This is a genomic window from Streptomyces sp. NPDC007157 (assembly GCF_040634235.1).
In the GTDB taxonomy this organism is placed as follows: Bacteria; Actinomycetota; Actinomycetes; order Streptomycetales; family Streptomycetaceae; genus Streptomyces.
Map to the genome: position 1 here is coordinate 28,881 of NZ_JBEYFE010000046.1, position 21,162 is coordinate 50,042.

At 72.4% G+C, this 21,162-nt stretch carries 20 protein-coding genes; 11 read left to right on the top strand and 9 right to left on the bottom strand.

Annotated features, from left to right (window positions below):
- Nucleotides 1-41: 41 nt before the first annotated feature.
- From ABZ642_RS44325 to ABZ642_RS44335, 3 genes are all read right to left on the bottom strand, one after another.
- Nucleotides 42-905 (bottom strand): hypothetical protein, encoded by an 864-nt coding sequence (locus ABZ642_RS44325; protein WP_360496770.1) that lies wholly within the window; start codon nt 903-905, stop codon nt 42-44.
- Nucleotides 906-1,008: 103 nt separating this feature from the next.
- Nucleotides 1,009-2,535 (bottom strand): hypothetical protein, encoded by a 1,527-nt coding sequence (locus ABZ642_RS44330; protein WP_360496773.1) that lies wholly within the window; start codon nt 2,533-2,535, stop codon nt 1,009-1,011.
- Nucleotides 2,536-2,685: 150 nt separating this feature from the next.
- A complete protein-coding gene (locus tag ABZ642_RS44335; protein WP_360496776.1) occupies nt 2,686-3,381 on the bottom strand; it encodes a GntR family transcriptional regulator in 696 nt (231 codons plus the stop codon).
- Between the two features lie 151 nt (nt 3,382-3,532).
- Between ABZ642_RS44335 and ABZ642_RS44340 the strand changes: the two genes are divergently transcribed.
- From ABZ642_RS44340 to ABZ642_RS44360, 5 genes are all read left to right on the top strand, one after another.
- Entirely contained in the window at nt 3,533-4,852 is a 1,320-nt protein-coding gene (locus ABZ642_RS44340; protein ID WP_360496779.1) for an MFS transporter, read from the top strand.
- A complete protein-coding gene (locus ABZ642_RS44345; RefSeq protein ID WP_360496782.1) occupies nt 4,849-5,670 on the top strand; it encodes a putative hydro-lyase in 822 nt (273 codons plus the stop codon). Before ABZ642_RS44340 ends, ABZ642_RS44345 begins: the two co-directional genes overlap by 4 nt.
- A gap of 19 nt (nt 5,671-5,689) precedes the next feature.
- Complete coding sequence (locus ABZ642_RS44350; RefSeq protein ID WP_360496785.1) at nt 5,690-6,448, top strand: 5-oxoprolinase subunit PxpA; 759 nt, start codon at nt 5,690-5,692, stop codon at nt 6,446-6,448.
- Between the two features lie 122 nt (nt 6,449-6,570).
- On the top strand, nt 6,571-7,188 hold the full coding sequence (locus ABZ642_RS44355) for an allophanate hydrolase subunit 1 (RefSeq protein WP_360496825.1): 618 nt from the start codon (nt 6,571-6,573) through the stop codon (nt 7,186-7,188).
- The gene (locus ABZ642_RS44360) at nt 7,185-8,054 is read left to right on the top strand and encodes a biotin-dependent carboxyltransferase family protein (RefSeq protein ID WP_360496788.1); all 870 of its coding nucleotides are present in this window, start codon (nt 7,185-7,187) and stop codon (nt 8,052-8,054) included. Before ABZ642_RS44355 ends, ABZ642_RS44360 begins: the two co-directional genes overlap by 4 nt.
- A gap of 176 nt (nt 8,055-8,230) precedes the next feature.
- Here ABZ642_RS44360 and ABZ642_RS44365 read toward each other — a convergent pair whose 3' ends face one another.
- The 5 genes from ABZ642_RS44365 to ABZ642_RS44385 form a co-directional block, all read right to left on the bottom strand.
- Nucleotides 8,231-9,082 (bottom strand): SGNH/GDSL hydrolase family protein, encoded by an 852-nt coding sequence (locus ABZ642_RS44365; RefSeq protein WP_360496790.1) that lies wholly within the window; start codon nt 9,080-9,082, stop codon nt 8,231-8,233.
- Nucleotides 9,079-10,284 (bottom strand): glycosyltransferase, encoded by a 1,206-nt coding sequence (locus ABZ642_RS44370; RefSeq protein ID WP_360496793.1) that lies wholly within the window; start codon nt 10,282-10,284, stop codon nt 9,079-9,081. The genes ABZ642_RS44365 and ABZ642_RS44370 overlap by 4 nt, the downstream gene beginning before the upstream one ends.
- The gene (locus tag ABZ642_RS44375; RefSeq protein WP_360496796.1) at nt 10,281-11,411 is read right to left on the bottom strand and encodes a glycosyltransferase family 1 protein; all 1,131 of its coding nucleotides are present in this window, start codon (nt 11,409-11,411) and stop codon (nt 10,281-10,283) included. The genes ABZ642_RS44370 and ABZ642_RS44375 overlap by 4 nt, the downstream gene beginning before the upstream one ends.
- 228 nt (nt 11,412-11,639) lie before the next feature.
- Nucleotides 11,640-13,058, bottom strand: a complete 1,419-nt coding sequence (locus ABZ642_RS44380) for a HEAT repeat domain-containing protein (protein WP_360496799.1) — start codon at nt 13,056-13,058, stop codon at nt 11,640-11,642.
- Between the two features lie 300 nt (nt 13,059-13,358).
- Nucleotides 13,359-13,751: an ankyrin repeat domain-containing protein gene (locus ABZ642_RS44385; RefSeq protein WP_360496802.1), complete on the bottom strand. Its 393-nt coding sequence runs from the start codon at nt 13,749-13,751 to the stop codon at nt 13,359-13,361.
- Nucleotides 13,752-14,093: 342 nt separating this feature from the next.
- Here ABZ642_RS44385 and ABZ642_RS44390 point away from each other — a divergent pair, with 342 nt between their 5' ends.
- Both ABZ642_RS44390 and ABZ642_RS44395 read left to right on the top strand, forming a co-directional pair.
- Nucleotides 14,094-14,288 (top strand): hypothetical protein, encoded by a 195-nt coding sequence (locus ABZ642_RS44390; protein WP_089103318.1) that lies wholly within the window; start codon nt 14,094-14,096, stop codon nt 14,286-14,288.
- Nucleotides 14,289-14,328: 40 nt separating this feature from the next.
- Nucleotides 14,329-15,885, top strand: coding sequence for an ABC transporter ATP-binding protein (locus tag ABZ642_RS44395; RefSeq protein ID WP_360496806.1), 1,557 nt, complete (start codon nt 14,329-14,331; stop codon nt 15,883-15,885).
- A 128-nt stretch (nt 15,886-16,013) separates the two neighbouring features.
- Here ABZ642_RS44395 and ABZ642_RS44400 read toward each other — a convergent pair whose 3' ends face one another.
- Nucleotides 16,014-17,513 carry a PLP-dependent aminotransferase family protein gene (locus ABZ642_RS44400; RefSeq protein ID WP_360496809.1) on the bottom strand — a complete coding sequence of 500 codons (1,500 nt, stop codon included), beginning with the start codon at nt 17,511-17,513 and terminating at the stop codon, nt 16,014-16,016.
- Between the two features lie 64 nt (nt 17,514-17,577).
- Here ABZ642_RS44400 and ABZ642_RS44405 point away from each other — a divergent pair, with 64 nt between their 5' ends.
- From ABZ642_RS44405 to ABZ642_RS44420, 4 genes are all read left to right on the top strand, one after another.
- On the top strand, nt 17,578-18,267 hold the full coding sequence (locus ABZ642_RS44405; protein WP_360496812.1) for a hypothetical protein: 690 nt from the start codon (nt 17,578-17,580) through the stop codon (nt 18,265-18,267).
- Nucleotides 18,264-19,031, top strand: coding sequence for a glycerophosphodiester phosphodiesterase (locus ABZ642_RS44410; RefSeq protein WP_360496814.1), 768 nt, complete (start codon nt 18,264-18,266; stop codon nt 19,029-19,031). Before ABZ642_RS44405 ends, ABZ642_RS44410 begins: the two co-directional genes overlap by 4 nt.
- A gap of 40 nt (nt 19,032-19,071) precedes the next feature.
- Nucleotides 19,072-20,418 (top strand): MFS transporter, encoded by a 1,347-nt coding sequence (locus tag ABZ642_RS44415; protein WP_360496817.1) that lies wholly within the window; start codon nt 19,072-19,074, stop codon nt 20,416-20,418.
- Nucleotides 20,419-20,698: 280 nt separating this feature from the next.
- Nucleotides 20,699-21,073: an RNA polymerase-binding protein RbpA gene (locus tag ABZ642_RS44420; protein ID WP_010046329.1), complete on the top strand. Its 375-nt coding sequence runs from the start codon at nt 20,699-20,701 to the stop codon at nt 21,071-21,073.
- Nucleotides 21,074-21,162 lie beyond the last annotated feature (89 nt).

Below are 21,162 nucleotides of genomic sequence, written 5' to 3' on the forward strand. Positions count from 1 at the left end.
ACTCTCGTAAGTCTGGGGAAAGGTGCGGTGGGTCTGGACGGTCAGGAGTGGAACGGCAGCCCGGCGTCGGCGACCAGGTCGTCGCTGTCGTCGGCGGGCAGCAGGCTGGCCGTGCCGTCGGTGACCGGGACGACGCCGAGTTCCAGCAGTTCGGCCATGGCGGCGCTGCCGGCCATGTCCCGTACCTGGAGCTGGTAGCGGGCCGTCGTGCGGTAGGTGCCGCCCTGGTCGTCGCCGGTGCGCTGGAGGAACCCGGAGTCGGTGAGGAAGACGACCGCCTTGCCGATGATGCCGGTGGTGGAACCGGCCAGTCGGCGGGCGTCCTTGGTGGCGCCGGTCGCGCTGCGTCTGGCCCAGATCCGCCAGGCGGCCTCCAGACCGGGCGCGTCGGTGGCCGGGTCGGTGTTCTCCCCCAGCTCGTCGGCCCGCTCCTCCAGGCGACGGCAGGCCTGCCGGACGAAGGCATCGACGCCGTTGACCGTGATCCGCCCGATGTAGCCGTCGTCGGCCAGGTCCTCGGGGCGCGGGAACGCCAGCGCGGCGACGGCGAGGTGGGCGAGGCCGTGCAGGAACCGGTCGCTGCCGTCCGCGGACGTACGTCGTGCGTAGTCGCCCATGCGCACGGCGAACACCGAGTCCTCGGCGGCGGTCACGGCCATCCCGGCGCGGGGCGACACCTCCAGCACCACCAGCCCGAGCCCGGCCGCCACGGCGTCCGCGAGCCGCGCGAACGCCGGGTCCTCCCGGTAGCGCCGCAGCAGCTCGGTGTACTCCTGATCCCGCGCGGGCTGCAGCTTGGGCTGCAGCCCGAAGGCGACGAGCCGAGCCGCGTCGGCGGCGTCGGCGGGCGTGACGGCAGCAGGCGCCGCTCCGGCAGACGCCTCGGCCTCGACGTACTCGTTCACGACGAAAACTCCTTGGTGCTGAGAACAGAGGGATGGGCAACCCCCTCAGGGGCGCGGGGAACTGCGCGATCGGCCCCCACCGACCCGCACCCGGCACACGACATCACGCGGCCTCTGTCCGGTCCGCGGCCATCCCCACCGCGTCCAGCAAAGCGGTCCCCACGATCAGATCCGCCCCGCCGAACTCCGGATCGTCCAGCTCCGTGCCGTCGTCCACCGCGAACAGCAGCTTCTCCTCACCCTGCCGGTAGGCCGTACCGACAGCCGGACTGGCCGCGTGCACCGCCAGCAGGGCGACCAGGTAGGGCAGCTCGGGGTCCCGCTTGCGTGCCTCCGCCAGCAACCCCGACAACCGCCGAGGCGCGTCGGCCGGAAGGTCCAGCAATCGCATGGCGTCCGCCAGCTGCTCCTCGCTGAACCGGCTGTCGTCCGGCGTGGCGATCAGGTCCGGCTCCGGCATCTCCGCACCCAGATGCTCCCGCTCCACGGGCGGCGTCAGAAGTATCTCGACGAGATCGCCCACCCGCACCGACACCGGCGTCCGCAGCCCGGTCCCGTGTGCGAAGAACGCCCCGGTGACCCGGCTCGCCTGCGCCAGCGGCAACGGCAGCAGCGGCGCGACGAGATGCCCGTAGAGGTCTGTCCCGGACGTCGTCATCGGCGTCGCGAACGCCTGCCGGTCCTGTTCCGCGCGGAACAGCGGCCCGGCCTCCAGCAGACGGGACTGCAACTGAGTGTGGCGTCGGATGCAGTCCTTGACGATGTCGACGAGTTCGGCGGCGCGCCGCTTGTTCTCCGGGTCCTCGGTCTCGTCGCGGGCCTTGCGGATGTTGGTGAGGATCGCGTTCTCGTGTCGGTAGCGGTCGGCGACGTGGTCCAGGGCCTCGGCGATCATGTCGGGGACGGCGTTGAGCCAGTCCACCGCGCGGACATTGCGCCGGGTGGCGTCCAGGGCGCGGCGCAGGGTCTCCGAGTACTGCACGGTCCGGTAGCGGGCCTGCTCGGCGGCGAGCTGCGCGTCGGCGAGGCGGCCGCGGTTGATCAGCACCTCCAGCTTGACCTCGGCGGCGATCTGGGCGCTGGTGACGTCCGTGTCGAGGGCGCCGACCAGGACGTTGACCGCCTCGTCGGTCGTGCGGAGGTACACCGTGCCGCCGGGGCCCGGCACCTCCTCGATCAGCTTGAAGTCGTAGTCCCGGCGGACATACGACCCGTCGGGCGCGAAGGTGCCGTACACCGCGCGGAAGCCGCGGTCCACGCTGCCGACGTTGATCAGGTTCTCCAGGACCCAGCGGGCCACGCGCTCGTGCTCGGCGACGGGGCGCCGCGGGGTCTGCGCGGAGATGCGCGGGATCAGCCGGGCGACGATCTGCTCGTGGTCGGCACCGGTGTCGAAGTCCATGTTCAGGGTGACCAGGTCGATGGCGGCGAGGGCCACCTCGGCCATTCCGTACACGGAGTACTCGCCCGCGAGGTTCGCCTTGCGCGTGTCCAGGTCGTGCAGCGGCGCGGTGCAGGCGAGCGCGCGCAGCCGCCGCGCCAGCCCCTCGTCGGCGGCCGGGCCCGGTGCGGGGCGCGGCCCCGCGCTGAGCTGGGGCGGAACGCTGTCCGTCGTCGCAGGCGAAGTCACGGTGCACAGACTAGGTCCTTGGTCTGACAACGACCCAAACGGCGCGGGTGGCTCCGCCGGTGGGGCCGGGTGACTGCAGGTGGTTCGTCAGCGCGCGGGCCGGTGGGGGCTTGTCGCGCAGTTCCCCGGGCCCCTACGGGGCGATCAGCCTTACGGGGCGCTGTCCACTCGGCGTCGGTATACCTCCACCACTCGCTCCAGTGAATCAGTGAGGTACGTCTCCAGCAGCCGCTCCGCACCGCGCCTGTCGCCCGCCTCCAGGGCCTGGAGGATCTCCCGGTTCCGGGCCAGGTACGGCTCGTGCAGGGCGTGCGGGTCGTCGACGATGTGGAACGCGAGGCGGAGTTCGGCGAAGACGCTGCGCATCAGTTCGTCGGTGCGTTCGCTGCCGGCCAGGGCGACCAGTTCCCGGTGGAAGTGGATATTGGCGGTACCCACTGCTTTCCAGTCATTTCCGGCCGCCGCCTGCCGGCCCTCCGTGACCGCCGCCGAGAGTCCGTCCAGGGCGTACGGGGGCTCGCCGAGACCACGCACGACGGCGCATTCGACCAGGGACCGGGTGCGGTAGATGTCCTCGACGTCCTCGACGGTCAGGACCCGGACGAAGACGCCCCGGTTGAGTTCGTGGACCAGCAGGCGTTCGTGGGTGAGCAGCCGGAACGCCTCGCGCAGGGTGTTGCGGGAGACACCCAGCGCGCCACCGATGCCGTCCTCCGACAGGCGGGTGCCTGGCGGGAAATAACCCTCCGCGATGCGGCTCCTGAGGATGTCGGAGACCCGTTCGGCGGTGCTGGTGCGCCCGAGGAGGGCACGGTCGTCGGCCAGTCCCGTCAGCTGCTCTGCCATGCCCGGAATTCAACCGCAGACACAGGAACGAAACAACGTGGGTATTGAAGGATCGTTGAACGATCCTCTACGGTGCTCAGCACGCTCACCTTGGCACGGCACCGCACGGCTCAGTCCCCGCACCCTTCGTCCCCTCATCTGCGAGGTGCCCATGAGCACGACTCCTCCACCGCAGGCCCTGACCTCCGACGCGCACCCGGGCAAGGGCGAACGCACCGCCGAGGACGGCGCGTTCGGCTGGCTGCGCGCCCTCGGTCCGCGAGGCCGGCAGGCGTTCGCCGGTGCTTTCGGCGGATATGCCCTGGATTCGTACGACTACTTCACCCTGCCGCTGAGCATGGTCGCGCTCGCGGCGTACTTCGGCCTGAACAGCGCCCAGACCGGCCTGTTCACCACCGTCACCCTGGTGGTCTCCGCGGTCGGCGGTGCCGCGGCGGGCGTGGTCGCGGACCGGGTCGGCCGGGTCCGCGCCCTGATGATCACGGTCATCACCTACGCCGTCTTCACGGTGGCCTGCGGCTTCGCACCCAACTACGAGACGCTGCTGGTGTTCCGGGCCCTCCAGGGCCTCGGCTTCGGCGGCGAGTGGGCGGTCGGCGCGATCCTGGTCGCGGAGTACGCGAGCGCCCGGCACCGCGGCCGCACGCTCGGTGCGATCCAGAGCTCGTGGGCCGTCGGCTGGGCGCTCGCCGTGATCGTCTACACGCTGGTCTTCTCGTTCGTCGGCGACGACATGGCCTGGCGGGTCATGTTCTGGACCGGCGCGCTGCCCGCGCTGCTCGTGGTGTGGCTGCGCCGCCGGGTGCACGACGCCCCGCAGGCGGTCGCGGTCCGCGAACAGAGCCCTCGGCGCGGTTCGTTCGCCGCGATCTTTCGTCCGGGCACCGCCGAGGCGCCGGGTCTGCTGCGCACCACGGTCTTCGCGGGCCTGCTGTCCACGGGTGTCCAGGGCGGGTACTACACGCTGGCGACCTGGGTCCCGACGTATCTCAAGACCGAGCGCGGCCTGTCGGTCGTCGGTACCGGCGGGTATCTGACCTTCCTGATCTCGGGAGCCTTCCTCGGCTATCTGACCGGCGGTTACCTCACCGACCGGCTGGGCCGGCGCCGCAACATCTGGCTGTTCGCACTGTTGTCGGCGGTCTGTGTGCTGGCGTACGCGAACATCCCGGACAGCGCCAACACCACGCTCCTGGTGCTCGGTTTCCCGCTCGGCTTCTGCATGTCGGCGATCTTCAGCGGCTTCGGTTCCTACCTGAGCGAGCTGTACCCGACGGCGGTGCGCGGCACCGGGCAGGGCTTCACGTACAACGCGGGCCGCGCGGTGGGCGCGGTCTTCCCGACCCTGGTGGGCTTCCTGGCCGACAGCTGGGGCGTGGGCGGAGCGCTGGTCTTCGGCGCGGCCGGGTACGGGCTCGCCGCCCTGGCCCTGTTCGGACTGCCGGAGACGCGCGGGAAGGAACTGACGTGAACCGTACGGAAGACCGTCCTGTCGCCCTCGTCGACGAGCACGCGCACGCGTGGAGCCCGAGAACCGCCCGGACCCGCTTCCGGGAGGGCCTCACGGGCGCCACTGCCGGGGTCGCGGCCGGCCACACCCAGGCCAACCTGATCTCGGTGCCCGCCGACTGGGCGTACGAGATGCTGCTGTTCTGCCAGCGCAACCCCAAGCCGTGCCCGGTGCTCGACGTCACCGACGCCGGCGCCACGGCCACCGTGCTCGCGGACGGCGCGGACCTGCGCACCGACCTGCCGCGCTACCGGGTGTGGCGGGACGGCGAGTTGGTGGACGAGCCCACGGACGCGAAAGCCCACTGGCGGGACGATCTGGTGTCGTTCCTGATCGGGTGCAGTTTCACGTTCGAGTGGGCGCTGGCCGAGGCGGGGGTGCCGATCCGCCACGTCGAGCAGGGCCGGAACGTGCCGATGTACGTGACCAGCCGCCCGTGCCGTCCGGCGGGGCGGCTGAGCGGGCCCATGGTGGTGTCGATGCGCCCGGTCCCGCCGGAGCGTCTGTCGGCGGCGATCCGGGAGAGCAGTCGGCTCCCGGCGGTGCACGGCGGCCCCGTGCACTGCGGCGATCCCTCGGCGCTCGGCATCCACGATCTCGGCCGGCCCGACTTCGGCGACCCGGTGGACGCCGGCCCCGACGACATCCCGGTGTTCTGGGCGTGCGGGGTGACCCCGCAGGCGGCGGTGATGGCCTCCCGGCCGCCGTTCGCCATCACGCACGCACCGGGCCAGATGTTCATCAGCGACACCCGCGACGAGCAGTACCGCGTCGCCTGACACGAGAGACGGCTGATCCATGACCTCGATCGACCTGAACGCCGACCTCGGCGAGGGCTTCGGCCGCTGGCGGCTCACCGACGACGAACAGTTGCTGTCCGTCGTCACCAGCGCCAACGTGGCCTGCGGCTTCCACGCGGGGGACGCGGCCACCATGCGGCGGGTGTGCGAGCTGGCGGCCGGGCGCGGGGTGACGATCGGCGCCCAGGTGTCCTACCGGGACCTGGCGGGGTTCGGGCGGCGCGCGATGGACGTGCCGCCCGCCGAGCTGGCGGCCGAGGTGGCCTATCAGATCGGCGCGCTCGAGGTCTTCGCACGCGCGGCCGGCGCGCGGGTGGCGTACGTGAAGCCGCACGGCGCGCTCTACAACCGGGTCGTGCACGACGGGGAGCAGGCCGCCGCGGTGGTGGACGGCGTGCTCCTCGCGAGCGCTTCGCTGCCCGTCCTCGGGCTGCCCGGTTCACGGCTGCTGGAGCTGGCCGGGAAGGCGGGACTGCCCGCAGTCACCGAGGCGTTCGCGGACCGCGCGTACACCGACGAAGGGACGCTCGTCCCGCGCGGGCGCGAGGGTGCGGTGGTGAGCGACCCGGAGGCCGTCGTGGAGCGCTCGGTGGAGCTGGCGCGCTCCGGCTCGGTCACCGCGCACTCCGGCGCGCGCATCGCCGTGCGCGCCCGCTCACTCTGCCTGCACGGCGACACCCCGGGCGCCGTCGAGCTGGCACGCAGGGTGCGCGCGCGGCTCACGGAGGCGGGCGTGACCGTAACGGCCTTCGCATGAGCATGAACATGAACACGGACATGAACACTGACATGAACGCGGACACGAACGCGGACATGATCCCCGGCAGGAGCACGGGCCCGGGCCTCGTCCCGAGCCCGAAGCCCGAGACTGCCACGGCCATGACAACCCACCTCGTCGGTGACGACGCCCTCCTGATCGAGGTCGGCTCCGGCGCGGAGGCGCAAGCTCTGCACGCCGAGCTCTCGCGCCGGCGTGCGGAGGGCTCGCTGAGGGTCCGCGAGATCGTGCCGGCCGCCCGCACGGTCCTGCTCGACGGCCTCGACGACCCGGCGCGCTGGGCCGCCGAACTGGCCGCCGCCGAGATCCCGTCCGCTCCCCCACGCGCGCGTGCGGCCATCGATCTGCCCGTGCGCTACGACGGCCCGGACCTGGCCGAGGTCGCCGCCCACTGGCGGGTGCCCGAGCGGGAGGTGGCCCGCATCCACGCGGGAACCGAGTTCACGGTCGCCTTCTGCGGCTTCGCGCCCGGCTTCGGCTACCTCACCGGACTCCCCGTCCGCTACGACGTGCCGCGCCGTGCCACCCCGCGCACGGCGGTGCCCGCGGGCGCGGTGGCGCTGGCCGGGCCGTACACGGGCGTGTACCCGCGCGCCTCGCCGGGCGGCTGGCAGTTGATCGGGACGACGGAGGCGGTGCTGTGGGACCACGCGCGCGTGCCGGCCGCGCTGCTGACTCCGGGTACGCGGGTGCGGTTCGTGCCGGTGGGGGGCGTATGACCGACCGTGCGCTCGTCGTCGTACGGGCCGGGGCGCTGACCACCGTCCAGGACCGTGGACGCCCCGGGTACGCGCATCTCGGGGTGCCCCGCTCCGGGGCACTGGACGCGCCCGCCGCGGCACTCGTCAACCGGCTGGTCGGCAACTCCCCCGACGCGGCCGTCCTGGAGACGACGCTCAACGGGTGTGCCGTGCGACCGCGTTCGACGGTGGTGGTCGCGGTCGGGGGTGCGCCGGGTCCGGTCGCGGTGGGCGGACGCCCGGCCGCGTGGGGCGCGCCCGTGGTGGTTCCGGCCGGAGAACTGCTGGAGGTGGGAGCGGCCCGGTCCGGCGTACGGAGTTATGTGGCCGTCTCCGGTGGGATCGCGGTCGAGCCGGTGCTGGGCAGCCGGGCCACGGATCTGCTCTCCGGGCTCGGGCCGGCCCCGCTGGCGGACGGCACGGTGCTCCCCCTGGGCACTCCGGCGGCTCCGCACGCGCGCGTGGACGTCGTACCGCAGCCGTCCCCGCCCGCAGAGCTCGTGCTGCGGGTGACGCTCGGTCCACGCGCCGGCTGGTTCACGCCCACGGCCGTCCGGGCGTTCACCTCGCGCGCGTACCGCGTGTCGTCGGCGAGCAACCGCATCGGGCTGCGCACGGCAGGGCCCGCCCTGGAGCGGGCCCGTCCCGGTGAACTCCCCAGCGAGGGCATGGTCCTCGGCGCCGTCCAGGTGCCGCCTGACGGCTGTCCGGTGGTGTTCCTGGCCGACCATCCGACCACCGGCGGCTATCCGGTGATCGCGGTGGTCCGCGCCGCCGACCTCCCGGCCGCGGCCCAGGCGGTCCCGGGCATCCCGGTCCGCTTCGTGGCGGTACGCCGTCGCTGAGCCACCATGACGGCCCCGTCCGGAACACCGCGCCACCACCGGCACCGTCGCCCGCGCGTCACCACCGGCGTCGTCGCCCGCGCGTCACCACCGGCACCGTCGCCCGCGCGCCGCGTCCGGCGCCGACCTCCACGCGCCGCGTCCGGCGCCCTCGGCCGCGTGTGACGTCATCGTCCTCACGCGACGTCGGCCGGCCGCTCCGGCGGCTGGAGGGCGGCCAGTGCGGCGGACACGGCGGCGGACGCGCTCAGGTCCAGGCGTGCGCTGGTGCCCTTCCGGCGGTGCCGCATCTCGTCGACGGCCAGCCGCAGCAGCTGGGGCAGCAGGTCGCGGCAGCGCCTGATCACCCAGGCGGTGCCGGCCGTGGCCAGCCAGAACAGGCTCGCCTTCTTGGTCGGCGCCGGGAACTCGGGCTCGGGGGACGGCGCCGTCCCCGTCGCCCTGCCCATCGGGGCGAGCAGGGCGTGGAAGCGGACGGCGAGCTGCCGGTGCCCGCGCTCGCACGGGTGCAGCCGGTCCGCGCTCCACATCGCGCGGTCGGCGAGCCAGGCGCCCTCCGCCGCGTGCAGATGGACGGCCCCGTACCGCTCGGACAACGCGTGCACCACCGTGTTGACCGCACGCTGCCGGCGGGCCAGCGGGCGGGCCAGGGCGCCCGGGAGTCCGAGCATCGAGCCGGGGTCGGGCAGACACGCGGTGAGCAGCGTCGCGCCCGAGGCTGTGAAGGCCGCGTAGACCCTGTCGAGCCGTTCGGCCACCGCGTGGATGTCGAAGGTGCAGCGCAGGGTGTCGTTGACGCCGATGACGACGGCGACGATGTCGGGGCGCAGGTCCAGTGCGGCCGGGGTCTGGCGTTCCAGTACGTCCCGGGTCTGCGCCCCGCTGACCGCGAGGTTGGTGAAGTCCACGTCCTTCGCGGCGAGTCCGCCGGCCAGCAGCGCGGCCCAGCCGCGCCACCCGTCGCCGGCGGGATCGCCCACGCCCTCGGTCAGCGAGTCCCCCAGCGCCACGAACCGAACCGTTCTCATGCCACGCCCTCCGGCACGACGCGACGGATCGATTCCGTCGTTCCGTTCTCGTCGCGACGGCACAGCACCGGCGCGTCGTGCGCGGCGAGGAAGGCCTCCACGGCCGTTCCCCAGCCGAAGCACTCCGCTCGGGCGCGTGCCACTTCCCGGCGCTCGGGGCCGGGCCGCTCCAGGAGCATCTCCACCGCGTCGGCGAAGGCGTCGCCACGGTCGGCCGCGGTGGCCCCCGCGGACCCGATCACCTCGGGCAGCGCGGAGGAGGCGCTGGCGACCACGGGAGTCCCGCAGGCCATGGCCTCCAGGGCGGCGAGCCCGAAGGTCTCGGCGGGGCCGGGCGCCATGGCCACGTCGGCGGAGGCCTGCAGCGCGCCCAGGGTGTCCCGGTCGGAGACGTGCCCGAGGAAGGTCACCGGCAGTCTGCGCTCCCGCGCGCGCTGTTCCAGACGCGCCCGCAGCGGCCCGTCGCCGGCGGCGACCAGGATGACCCGGCGGCCGCGCCGGACCAGCGCTTCCACGGCGTCGAGGGCGGTGCCGGGCCGCTTCTCCACGGACAGCCGCGAGCACATGACGAGCAGTGCCTCGTCCTGGCTCGCGTACCGCGCCCGCAGGTCGAGGTCGCGCATCGAGGGGTGGCGGCCCGTCAGGTCGACGCCCAGGGGGGCGCGTACGACGTTGCGCGCGCCGATCCGGATGAACTCACGCTCGGCGAACTCGGTGGTGCACACCACGCGCGCGTACGTGTGCGCCGTGCGGATGTTGAGGGCGTCGGCGGTGCGCCGGGACATGTTCTCGGACAGGCCCCAGGTGCGCAGGACGCCGTCGGCGGTCTCGTGGGACACCATCACGGCGGGGATCCGGGCGCGTCTGGCCCAGCGGCCGGTCCAGCGCAGGGTGGTGCGGTCGGACACCTCCAGGCGGTCCGGAGCGAGGTGCTCCAGGAGGGTCTGCACGCGCTTCTTGTCGACGAGGACGCGGTAGCCGCCGGTGCCGGGCAGCACCGGGCCGGGCAGGGTGATGACCCGGCCCTGCTCCTCGACCCGGTCCGAGTAGCGCTCGCCGGGCACGATCAGGACCGATTCGTGACCGGCGGCCACGAAACCCTTTCCGAGTTCGCGCAGGGCGGTACGCAGGCCGCCGGAGGACGGGGCGACGAAGTTGGCCAGCCGGACGATGCGCAGGGGTGCTGACGACGGGACGCTCATGCCGCCACCACCGGTCGGCGTGCCGCGAGGACGTCCTCGTAGTGCTGGATCAGCTGGTCGCCGACCGCGGCCCAGGTGCGGCCCTCGACGGTCGCGCGGGCGGCGGAGCCGAAGCCGGCCCGCATCGCGGGGTCGGCCACCAGGGAGGCCACGGCCTCGCGGACGGCGCTCGCGTCGCGCGGCGGGACCAGGAACCCGGTGCGGCCGTGGTCTACCAGGTCGATCGGGCCGCCGGCGGCGGGCGCGACGACCGGGACACCGCTGGCCATGGCCTCCTGGACGGTCTGGCAGAACGTCTCGAAGGGGCCGGTGTGCGCGAAGACGTCGAACGAGGCGAAGATCCGCGCGAGGTCGTGGCCGGTGCGGCGGCCGAGGAAGACCGCGCCGGGCAGCGCCTCGGTGAGGTGGGCCTGGCTGGGCCCGTCGCCCACGATCACGACCTTGACGCCTTCCAGGCCGCAGACCCCGGCGAGGAGTTCGACCTGCTTCTCGGGGGCGAGGCGGCCGACGTAGCCGACGATGACCTCGCCGTTCGGTGCGATCTCGCGGCGCAGCGCCTCGTCGCGGAACTCGGGGCGGAAGCGGACGGTGTCCACGCCGCGCTGCCACAGCTGGACCCGGGGAACCCCGTGCGACTCCAGGTCGCCGATCGAGGCGGTGGACGGAGCGAGGGTGCGGTCGGCGGCGCCGTGGACGGACCGTATCCGCCGCCAGGCGGCCGCCTCGCCGGCGCCCACATAGGTCCGGGCGTATCCGGCCAGGTCGGTCTGGTAGACGGCGACGGCGGGGATGCCGAGCCGGGCGGCGGCGGCCATGCCGCGGACGCCGAGGATGAAGGGACTGGCCAGGTGGACGACGTCCGTGCGGTGCTCGATCAGCGCCGCGGCGAGCCTGCGGCTGGGGAGAGCCACGCGGACCTGGGGATAGCCCGGGAGCGGAAGGGAGGGGACGTGGACGACAGGGCACGGCGCGGCAGCCGCGGCGAGCCTGTTTCCGGGGGCGGGAGCCGGAGCGACGACGAGGGGAACGTGACCGCGATCGACGAGGTGTCGGGCGGTCTGAAGCGCGCAGTGGGCCACGCCGTTCACATCGGGGGGAAAGGATTCGGTCACGATGACGACACGCATACCGGTGTTGTCGCCGCGCTGGACGTGGCCGCGTCAAAGTGGATCTTTCCGAAGGTTAAACGTCCCATGAGCGTTGCCCTGCACACCCGAGCGGGCCAGACCGCGTCCACATCCGGCCTGTCCGCCGGTCACCGGTCGTTCACTTGGCGGGCCGTCTTCCGCGAATGGAACGTACGCGGGATCCCCCGTGGTTCCCGAGTTGAAGCCGTCTTCCCCCGTGGCGATGTCTCACACGGCGGGTGTGTCCGGTCCGATACGGCTGCGGACGGCGGTCTGGACCTCGTCCTCCTCGGCTGGGTCGGCGGCGAGCCGGCGGAGTTGTTCGACGACCCGGGCGTCACCGGTCTCGGCGTGCCGGGCGGCGATCTCGCGGGTGGTCTCCTCGCAGTCCCAGAGGCATTCGACGGCGAAGCCGGCGGCGAAGGAGGGATCGGTGGCGGCCAGGGCGCGGGCGGCGCGGCCGCGGAGATGGGACGAGGCGGTCTCGCGGTAGACGTGGCGCAGGACGGGCGCGGCGCAGGCGATGCCGAGGCGTCCGGTGCCGTCGACGAGGGTCCACAGGGTCGGCGCGTCCGGGCCTTCGCCGCGGACGGCTTCCCGCAGGGCCGCGAGGACGAGTTCGCTGTCCTGGGCGCCGCCTCGGCAGGCGAGCATCCGTCCGGCGGCGGCGCCCAGGGCGTCGGGCCGGCGGGCCCAGCCGCGGGCGCGGTCGACGGCGGCGATGCTGCGCATGCGTTCGAAGGCGTCGACGGCGGCCTCCACGACGGCGGCGGTGCCGTCGATCACCGCGGCCTCGATCAGGCTCAGGGCGTCGGAGTCGTTGCTGTCGGCGAGATAACGCAACGCGGTGCAGCGGGCCCCGTCGGTGCCGTCCTTGGCCGCCTGGAGGATCTCCGGCCGGTCCTCGGGACCGGCCACGGCGACCAGGCAGCGGGCGGCCGGCACATGGAGGGCCGCACCCCGCTCGACGCCCTGCTGGGCCCATTCGAAGACCGCGCGCACGCTCCACCCCGGACGGGGTCCGGTAGGTCGCATCTGCCGCTGCCAGCGGTCGAAACAGCCGGTTTCCTGTGCGGCACGCACGCGCGTGGCGATCGATTCGCGGGGATCGTCGGCCCACAGCCGCCAGGGCCGTGGCTCGAAGGCGTCCCGCACGGCGGCGGCCAGCTCGGCCTCGCCCTCGGCGTCCGTGGTGAAGCGCGCGAGCACCGGCACGGCCAGGGCGCACAGGCCCGCGTCGTCGTCGCGCAGCGCCAGCTCGTCCAGGGCCCAGGCCCAGTTGGCGCCGGTGGCGGCGTACCTGCGCAGCAGTGCGAGCGCGTCCCGCCTGCCGTAGGAGGCGAGGTGCCCGAGCACGGCCAGCGCGAGGCCGGTGCGGGATTCCTCGGTGTCGAGGACGTCGTCGGGGTCGAAGAGATGCGCCTCGATGGCGTCCAGCTCGCCGTTCAGGTCGAGATAGAGGCGGGCGTAATAAAGGGAGCGGTTCTCCACCTGCCAGTCGTGGCGGGGGTCGCGGAGCACGCAGTGGTTCAGGGCCGCGAGCGCTTCGGCGCGCGGGGCGGTGAGCGCGTGCAGCGTGCCGTCGCCACGGCCCCGCTGGAGCAGGCCGAGCAGCGTACCGCTGGGCGCTATGACCGGATCGAACATGGGAAACAGCCTCACATCAAGCGTCGACGCAACCGGAGAACACGCACTACCTGGCCGCGTGACACAACGTCGGAGCGCCCGCCGTCTCTTGCTTGCTGTAGACCATCTCTCTCTGCCTCTCGTCAGTGGCCCATGCGGGCCGCATCACGGCCCGCGCGGTGCGGCAACACCTGCCCAGCCATCGCGTCCGTGAATCACGACGTCATGATGACTCGGCACTTCGACCTGCCGCGACCGAAATTTCGGCGGCCCTGTACCGCCTCCCCCGTTTTGTGTGTTTTCGCTGGTCGGACGGTTGGTTCAGTGGATGCCGAACAATTCGAGAAGTTCCGCCTTGCCGAACATCCGCGCGGTGTCGACGGCTGACGGAGTGCCCGCCGCGGGGTCCGCGCCGGCCTCCATGAGCGCCTTGATGACCTCTGTCTCGCCCTTGAAGACCGCTCCGGCGAGCGGGGTCTGACCTCTGTCGTTGATCCGGTCCGCCTCGGCACCCCGGGCGAGCAGTTCGCGCACCGCGTCGGCGTGCCCGTGGTAGGCGGCGAGCATCACGAGGGAGTCGCCGCGGTCGTTGGTGAGGTTGGCCGGAACGCCCGCGTCGAGGTACGCCACGAGCGCCTCGGTCCGCCCCTGCCGGGCCAGATCGAAGATCTTGGTCGCCAGCTCCACGACCTCGGGGTCGGGGGCTTCGCTCATCGAACGGACCGCCTCTCCTGTGTACTGCGGGGACTTCCGCGGACGGGGGGAGCGTACGGCAACGGGCGGGCCGCGCGGCCGTACGAGTGAATCGTCAGCGTACTGGCTTCAGGGTGCACATGACCGGAACCGCCCGAGGTAAAGATCACCGCAGTGCCGCCGGACGATCACCCGGACCCACCCGGACACCGTCCGACCTGGTCGGCCCGGGTCAGGAATGATCCGCCGATCGAGTGAAATCTGACGAATTTCACTCATTTACACCTTTAATAGTATGGATACCTGCTGTGATCCTGGAAGAACTCATGGTGACTGTCCCCCTTCGACACCAGGAGATCTCAAATGATCCTCTCCATCTCAGGCGTCATCGTGCTCGGCATCGTCGTCTTCCTCTTCTTCCGCAAGGACGGACTGAAGCCGTCGCACGCCACGGCCTCGGCACTCTTCGGGTTCTATCTCGCCAGCACGGCCATCGCACCGAGCATCAAGGCAGGCGGCGAGAGCCTTGCGAGCCTCCTCGGCGGCATCAAGTTCTGACGACGCCCCTCCCGTCCCTACGCACCTTCAGGAGACAGCAGTGGCCCGGCGCCCTCTCCCCCGCATTCTGAGCAACGGCACCGCGCAGCTCGCCCGGAGCAGGGAGCTGGCCCGGACGGCCGCCGACAACGCCACCGACGTCCTCCATCCGCTCATCACCGTCACGCGCGGACTGGGCCGACTGGCCTCGGCCGGACGGCAGAGGTGGGCGGAGACGCCCAAGGACAAGCGTGGCCCGCTGCTGTTCCTGGTGGCCTCGGTCGTCCTGGTCGTCGCCCTGGTGCCGTACGGACCCCTGCTCGCCGTCATCACCCTGATGGCGGCGAGCGCCTGGCACGGCCGCGACCGCACCCCACCCCCGCCGGAGGGCCCCGACGAGTCGCAGACCCAGCGGCTCCAGTCCCTGTACGAGGCCCTGGTGCCGTACTTCTCGGCCGCCGAGGACCCGGCGCCGCTGTACGCGCACGGCGGGGAGTGGGAGAAGGCCTTCCTCTCCCACGAGTTCGACGACGCCGGCCGGATCGGCCAGCTGCTGATCCGCTACCCCGCGTACTTCCCGGACGGCGAACCCGACGCCCGGGCCCGGATCGAGTACCTGCTCACCGCGAAGTCCGGGCGCGGCCGCGAATACCACTTCGCGTGGGACGAGGAGGGCAACCGGCTCACGGTGACCGCCCTGGCCCCGCTGCCCACCGACATCGCGGCCCAGCGGTTCGTCACCGCGCCGGGCGAGACGGTCCTGGGCTTCACCGATCCCAGCGAGGTACAGCGCACCCTCCCGCTCGCGTACGGCGAGGAGCAGCGGGACGTCCCGCCGGTCGTCTGGCGCACCGGCGCCCGGTCCACCGAACCCCATCTGCTGGTCATGGGCCGCCCCGGCAGCGGCGCCTCGACCCTGCTGCGCTCCGTCGCCCTGCAGGCACTCCAGTACGGCGACGTGCTGATCATCGAGGGTGGCGGCACCGGCGAGTACGCGTGCCTCTCCGGCCGGGACGGGGTCCTCGCCGTGGAGTGCGGTCTTGCCGGGGCACTGGCCAGCCTCGAATGGGCCGCGCACGAGACGGAACGACGGCTCATCGCCCTCAACCGCGCACGGCAGGCCGGCCATCCGCCGCCGGACGACTGCCGGCGCCCGCTGTGGATCCTGCTGGACCGCCCCGGCTCCTTCGTCCACCTGGCCTCGGCCAACGGCCACCAGGACCCGCAGGCCCTGCTCCAGACCCCGCTCCGGCACGGCCGCGCGGCGAACGTCACCGTGGTGGTCGCCGAGCACCTCGACAGCACGGACGCGGTGAGCGAGGCGCTACGACAGCACACGCGCGCGCGTGTCGTGCTCGGGCCGGCGCTGCCGGACGAGCTGGAGGCGGCGCTGGGGGCACCGCCGCACACGACTCCGTTGGCCCACATGCCGCCGGGCCGGGGCTATGCCCGGCTGGGCCACGGTCCGGTACTGCGGCTCCAGGTACCGGCCACACCGGACCCGTACGACGACGCGACGAGCGACGCGGACCGGCAGGCGGTACTGGACCTGTTGCCGCCGCGGAGTGAACTGACGGAACAGCCGGTACCGATGGAGGCGGCGGTCGCCGAGGGCTGAGGCAGCCGGTGGTCGTTCGGCTGCGGGAGGCTGGGGGCTGGTCGCGCGGTTCCCGCGCCCCTCGAAGGGGCGCTGCAGTCCGCGTCGGCCGGACAGCGAGGCCCACGTGCCGATGAGCGACCCGACGCCTACGCCACGAACGTCCTCGGCGCCTCACCCCCGCCGGAGGCGCCGGCCTCCACCAACCGCGCCGCCGCGGCCAGTCGAGCCGCCGCCTCCTCCGCCACCGCTCCCCCCACGGTGAACGGAAGCCGCACATAGCCCTCGAAGGCCCCGTCGACCCCGAACCGTGGCCCGGACGGCACCCGCACCCCCACCCGCTCCCCCGCTTCCGCCAGCCGCGAGCCGGACAGCCCGCCCGCGCGGACCCACAACGTCAGCCCGCCCCGCGGGACCTCGAACTCCCAGTCCGGCAGCTCCCGCCGTACCGCGGTCAGCAGGTCGTCCCGGTTCTGGCGGGCCTGGACCCGGCGCAGCTCGACCGCGTGCTCCCAGCCCCCCGTGCCGAACAGCCAGTTCACCGCCAGCTGCTCCAGCACCGGGGTCCCCAGGTCGGCGTAGGCCCGCGCGGCGACCAGGCTGCGGATGACGTCCGGAGCGGCCCGCACCCATCCGATGCGCATGCCCGCCCAGAACGCCTTGCTGGCGGAGCCGACCGTGACCACGGTCGAGCCCGCCGGGTCGAAGCCGCAGACCGGGCGGGGCATCTCGACCCCCTCGTCCAGCCACAGCTCGCTCATCGTCTCGTCGGCGACCAGCACCGTGCCCGCCGAGCGGGCCGCGTCGACCAGCCGGCGGCGCTGGTCCTCGTCGGCGAGCGCCCCGGTGGGGTTGTGGAAGTCGGCGACGACATACGCGATCCGGGGCGCCGCCTCCCGCAGGACCTGGCGCCAGCGGTCCATGTCCCAGCCCGTGAGGCCCTCCGCCATCGCCACGGGGACCAGCCGGGCGCCGGCCTCCCGCATCAACTGGAGGATGTTGGCGTACGAGGGCGACTCGACGGCGATGCGCTCGCCGCGGCCGCCGAAGAGATGGCAGATCGCGTCGATCGCGCCCATCGCACCGGTGGTGACCATGATCTGCTCGGGCATCGTGGGGATCCCACGCGCGGTGTAGCGCTCCGCGATCATCGCGCGGAGGACCGGGAGCCCGGCCGGGTAGTCGCCGTGCGTGTGGGCGTACGGCGGGAGTTCCTCCAGGGCGCCCTGGACCGCGCGGGTCAGCCAGGGTTCGGGCGCCGGCAGGGCGGCGCAGCCCAGGTCGATCAGCGAGCCGAGCGCCTCGGGCGGCAGTGGTTCGAGGCCGCGGGCGGGCAGCGGGTTGCCCGCCGGCACGGCGGTCCAGCTGCCGGCGCCCCGCCGGGACTCCAGGAATCCCTCCGCGCGCAGCGCCTCGTACGCCGCCGCCACGGTCGTACGGCTGACGGTCAGGGCGAGGGCCAGTTCGCGCTCGGCGGGCAGCCGGGCGGCGACCGGGACGCGTCCTTCGAGGACCAGCAGGCGGATACCGTCGGCGAGCGCGCGGTAGGCGGGCGGGCGCCGGGTGCCGGGGCCGGCCGGGCGGTCCTGCTGCGAGTTGAGCAGCCGCCCGAGCTGCGCGGCACCCACCGCCGAGGTCCACTGCGCCATGAGAATCAGTCCACCTTCCCCGAATTGGCCATGGATGGCTTTTCCTCCCAAGCCACAGAGTGACATGAACCAGTCCACCATCACCAGCAGGGGGTACCTCTTGTCCACGCGAGGCCGGCTCGGGCGACGGCTGATCCAGCTCTATGCGGGGCTCACCCTGTACGGCGTGAGTTCCGGGCTTCTCGTCGAGGCGGGCCTGGGGCTGGAGCCCTGGGGCGTGCTCCACCAGGGTCTCGCCGAGCACATCGGGCTGAGCATCGGCACAGTGTCGATCATCGTGGGCGCGGCCGTGCTGCTCCTGTGGATCCCGCTGCGCCAGCGCCCGGGCCTCGGCACGGTCTCCAACGTGTTCGTCATCGGCCTCGCCATGAACGCCACGCTCGCCGTCGTCCCCGGCGCGCACGCGTTCGCCGTGCGGATTCCGCTGATGGCGGCGGGGATCGTACTCAATGGCGCGGCGACCGGGCTGTACATCGCGGCGAGCTTCGGGCCGGGCCCCCGAGACGGTCTGATGACGGGGCTGCACCGCCATACCGGACGTTCGATCCGGCTGATCCGGACGGCGATCGAGGTCGCGGTGGTCGTCACGGGGTTCGCGCTCGGCGGGACCATCGGCGTCGGGACCCTGCTCTACGCCGTGTCCATCGGGCCCCTCGCCCAGCTGTTCCTGAAGCTGTTCGCCGTTCCGGTGGCATCCGCAGGCAGCACGGTCGTTGCCAAGGGGTCATCGGAGCAGGCCATACTTCGCCCGTGAGCACGTTGATACGCCACCCGTACCTGGACCACCCCGGCCCCATCGCCTTCGCCCACCGGGGCGGGGCGGCGGACGGCCTGGAGAACACCGTGGTGCAGTTCCGGCGCGCCGTGGAACTCGGCTACCGGTACATCGAGACCGATGTGCACGCCACGGCGGACGGCAGGCTCGTCGCCTTCCACGACGACACCCTGGACCGGGTCACCGACGGGGCGGGCCGGATCGGCGACCTGCCGTGGGAGGACGTACGGCACGCGCGCGTGGCGGGCCGCGAACCGCTCCCCCTCTTCGAGGAACTCCTCGAAGAGTTCCCCGACGTCCGCTGGAACGTGGACGCCAAGGCGGAGCCGGCGCTGCGGCCGCTGCTGGACCTGATCGACCGGACGGACTCCTACGACCGGGTGTGCGTCGGCTCGTTCTCGGAGGCGCGGGTGCTGCGCGCGCAGCGCATCGCCGGGCCGCGGCTGGCCACCTCGTTCGGCACCCGCGGTGTGGTCGGGCTGCGGCTGCGCTCCTGGGGGCTGCCCGCCTCGGTGCGCCGGTCGGCGGTCGCCGCGCAGGTACCCGAGTCGCAGTCGGGCGTGCCGGTCGTCGACCGCCGCTTCGTCCGCGCCGCCCACGCGCGCGGGTTGCACGTCCACGTGTGGACCATCAACGAACCCGAGCGGATGCACCGGCTCCTGGACCTGGGAGTCGATGGCATCATGACCGATCACATCGACACGTTGCGTGAGGTCATGCAGGACCGCGGCGTCTGGGTCTGAGACGCGCGACGGCACTGCTGCGGGAAAGGCGAGGGCACGGGTGGGCACCGAAACCGTGCGGGCGGGGGCCTCGGACGAGGTCACCGAGCTGCGGCGCGAACAGCGCGGCTGGTATTTCTACGACTGGGCGTGCTCGGTCTACTCGACGAGCGTGCTCACGGTGTTCCTCGGCCCGTACCTCACGTCGGTCGCCGACCACGCGGCCGACGCGGACGGCTATGTGCACCCGCTCGGGATCCCGGTCCGCTCGGGCTCCTTCTTCGCCTACTCGGTCTCCCTGTCGGTGATCCTGGCGGTCGTGCTGATGCCCCTGGTGGGCAGCGTGGCCGACCGCACGGGCCGCAAGAAGCAGCTGCTGGGCGCGGCCGCGTACACCGGGGCCGTGGCGACCACGGGCATGTTCTTCCTCGACGGCGACCGCTATCTGCTCGGCGGGCTGCTGCTGATCGTGGCGAACGCGGCCCAGTCCGTCGCCCTGATGCTCTACAACTCCTATCTCCCCCAGATCGCCCCGCCCGAGGAACGCGACACGGTCTCCTCCCGGGGCTGGGCCTTCGGCTACGCGGCCGGTTCCGTGGTGCTGATAGCCAACCTGGTCCTGTACTCCGCGCACGACTCCTTCGGCCTCTCCGAGACGGAGGCGGTCCGTATCTGCCTGGCCGCGGCGGGGGTGTGGTGGGGCGTCTTCACCCTGGTACCGCTACGGCGGCTGCGCGACCGGGGCGGCCGGGCGGCCGAGGCGACGGCGCCCGGGCTGCGTCAACTCGCGGCGACCGTCCGGGACATGCGCCGCCATCCGCTGACGTTGTCCTTCCTGCTGGCGTACCTCGTGTACAACGACGGCATCCAGACGGTGATCTCCCAGGCGTCGGTCTACGGCTCCGAGGAGCTCGGGCTCGGCCAGTCGACGCTCATCGGGGCCGTCCTGCTGGTCCAGGTGCTGGCGGTGGCCGGCGCCCTGACGATGGGGCGGCTCGCGAGGCGGTACGGGGCCAAGCGCACGATCCTCGGGTCGCTGGTGGCGTGGACGGTGACCTTGGCGGCCGGGTACTTCCTGCCGGCTGGGGCGCCGGTGTGGTTCTTCGTCCTCGCGGCCGGCATCGGTCTCGTCCTCGGCGGCAGCCAGGCCCTGTCCCGCTCCCTGTTCTCGCATCTCGTGCCGCCCGGCAAAGAAGCCGAGTACTTCGCGGCGTACGAGATGAGCGATCGGGGGATGAGCTGGCTGGGACCTCTGTTGTTCGGGATCACCTTCCAGCTCACCGGAAGCTACCGCTCGGCGATCATCTCGCTGGTGGTCTTCTTCGTCATCGGGTTCGCGCTGCTCGCGCGGGTTCCGGTGCGGCAGGCGATCGGTGAGGCCGGCAACCCGGTTCCGCAGAAGGTCTAACGGAAGATCCAGCAGGAAGATTTAGCGTTCAACGCGGAAGAGCGGTAGTGTACGCGTTTGGCCTGCCAGGCGTACCGTTACTGCGCGTCAAAGATGCAGAAACGCTGGGTGACATCTGTTAGCAGATGTGACAAACCGGGCGCTGGTGGGTACAACAAGGGGCGGCTACGACGGCGACGCATGACCCGGAACGGGAATCTTTACCGCCGACCGGACGTTGACCGGATGACGACGACAGCGACACCTGTCCTGTGGGCGACAAGCCCGGGAGGCACGATTCATGAGTGAGCGAGCTCTTCGCGGTACGCGCCTCGTAGTGACCAGCTACGAGACGGACCGCGGTATCGACCTGGCCCCGCGCCAGGCCGTGGAGTACGCATGCGAGAAGGGGCACCGGTTCGAGATGCCCTTCTCGGTCGAGGCGGAGATCCCGCCGGAGTGGGAGTGCAAGGTCTGCGGGGCCCAGGCACTCCTCGTGGACGGCGACGGCCCTGAAGAGAAGAAGGCCAAGCCCGCGCGTACCCACTGGGACATGCTGATGGAGCGACGCACCCGTGAGGAACTCGAAGAGGTCCTCGAGGAGCGTCTGGCGGTTCTGCGCTCCGGCGCGATGAACATCGCGATTCATCCGAGGGACAGCCGTAAGTCTGCATAGCGACACAACAAACCGAGGGCGCACCGAAGGACTGCAGGTAGTAGGCGTTCATCGAGCGCATCGTGACGTTCTTCGACTCCCAGATGAAG

Coding starts and splice junctions, on each gene's coding strand:
- ABZ642_RS44335 (WP_360496776.1), bottom strand. CDS start 3,381: ATGGCAGAGCAGCTGACGGGACTGGCCGACGACCGTGCCCTCCTCGGG.
- ABZ642_RS44340 (WP_360496779.1), top strand. CDS start 3,533: ATGAGCACGACTCCTCCACCGCAGGCCCTGACCTCCGACGCGCACCCG.
- ABZ642_RS44350 (WP_360496785.1), top strand. CDS start 5,690: ATGACCTCGATCGACCTGAACGCCGACCTCGGCGAGGGCTTCGGCCGC.
- ABZ642_RS44355 (WP_360496825.1), top strand. CDS start 6,571: ATGACAACCCACCTCGTCGGTGACGACGCCCTCCTGATCGAGGTCGGC.
- ABZ642_RS44360 (WP_360496788.1), top strand. CDS start 7,185: ATGACCGACCGTGCGCTCGTCGTCGTACGGGCCGGGGCGCTGACCACC.
- ABZ642_RS44365 (WP_360496790.1), bottom strand. CDS start 9,082: ATGAGAACGGTTCGGTTCGTGGCGCTGGGGGACTCGCTGACCGAGGGC.
- ABZ642_RS44370 (WP_360496793.1), bottom strand. CDS start 10,284: ATGAGCGTCCCGTCGTCAGCACCCCTGCGCATCGTCCGGCTGGCCAAC.
- ABZ642_RS44375 (WP_360496796.1), bottom strand. CDS start 11,411: ATGCGTGTCGTCATCGTGACCGAATCCTTTCCCCCCGATGTGAACGGC.
- ABZ642_RS44380 (WP_360496799.1), bottom strand. CDS start 13,058: ATGTTCGATCCGGTCATAGCGCCCAGCGGTACGCTGCTCGGCCTGCTC.
- ABZ642_RS44385 (WP_360496802.1), bottom strand. CDS start 13,751: ATGAGCGAAGCCCCCGACCCCGAGGTCGTGGAGCTGGCGACCAAGATC.
- ABZ642_RS44390 (WP_089103318.1), top strand. CDS start 14,094: ATGATCCTCTCCATCTCAGGCGTCATCGTGCTCGGCATCGTCGTCTTC.
- ABZ642_RS44400 (WP_360496809.1), bottom strand. CDS start 17,513: ATGGCGCAGTGGACCTCGGCGGTGGGTGCCGCGCAGCTCGGGCGGCTG.
- ABZ642_RS44405 (WP_360496812.1), top strand. CDS start 17,578: ATGAACCAGTCCACCATCACCAGCAGGGGGTACCTCTTGTCCACGCGA.
- ABZ642_RS44420 (WP_010046329.1), top strand. CDS start 20,699: ATGAGTGAGCGAGCTCTTCGCGGTACGCGCCTCGTAGTGACCAGCTAC.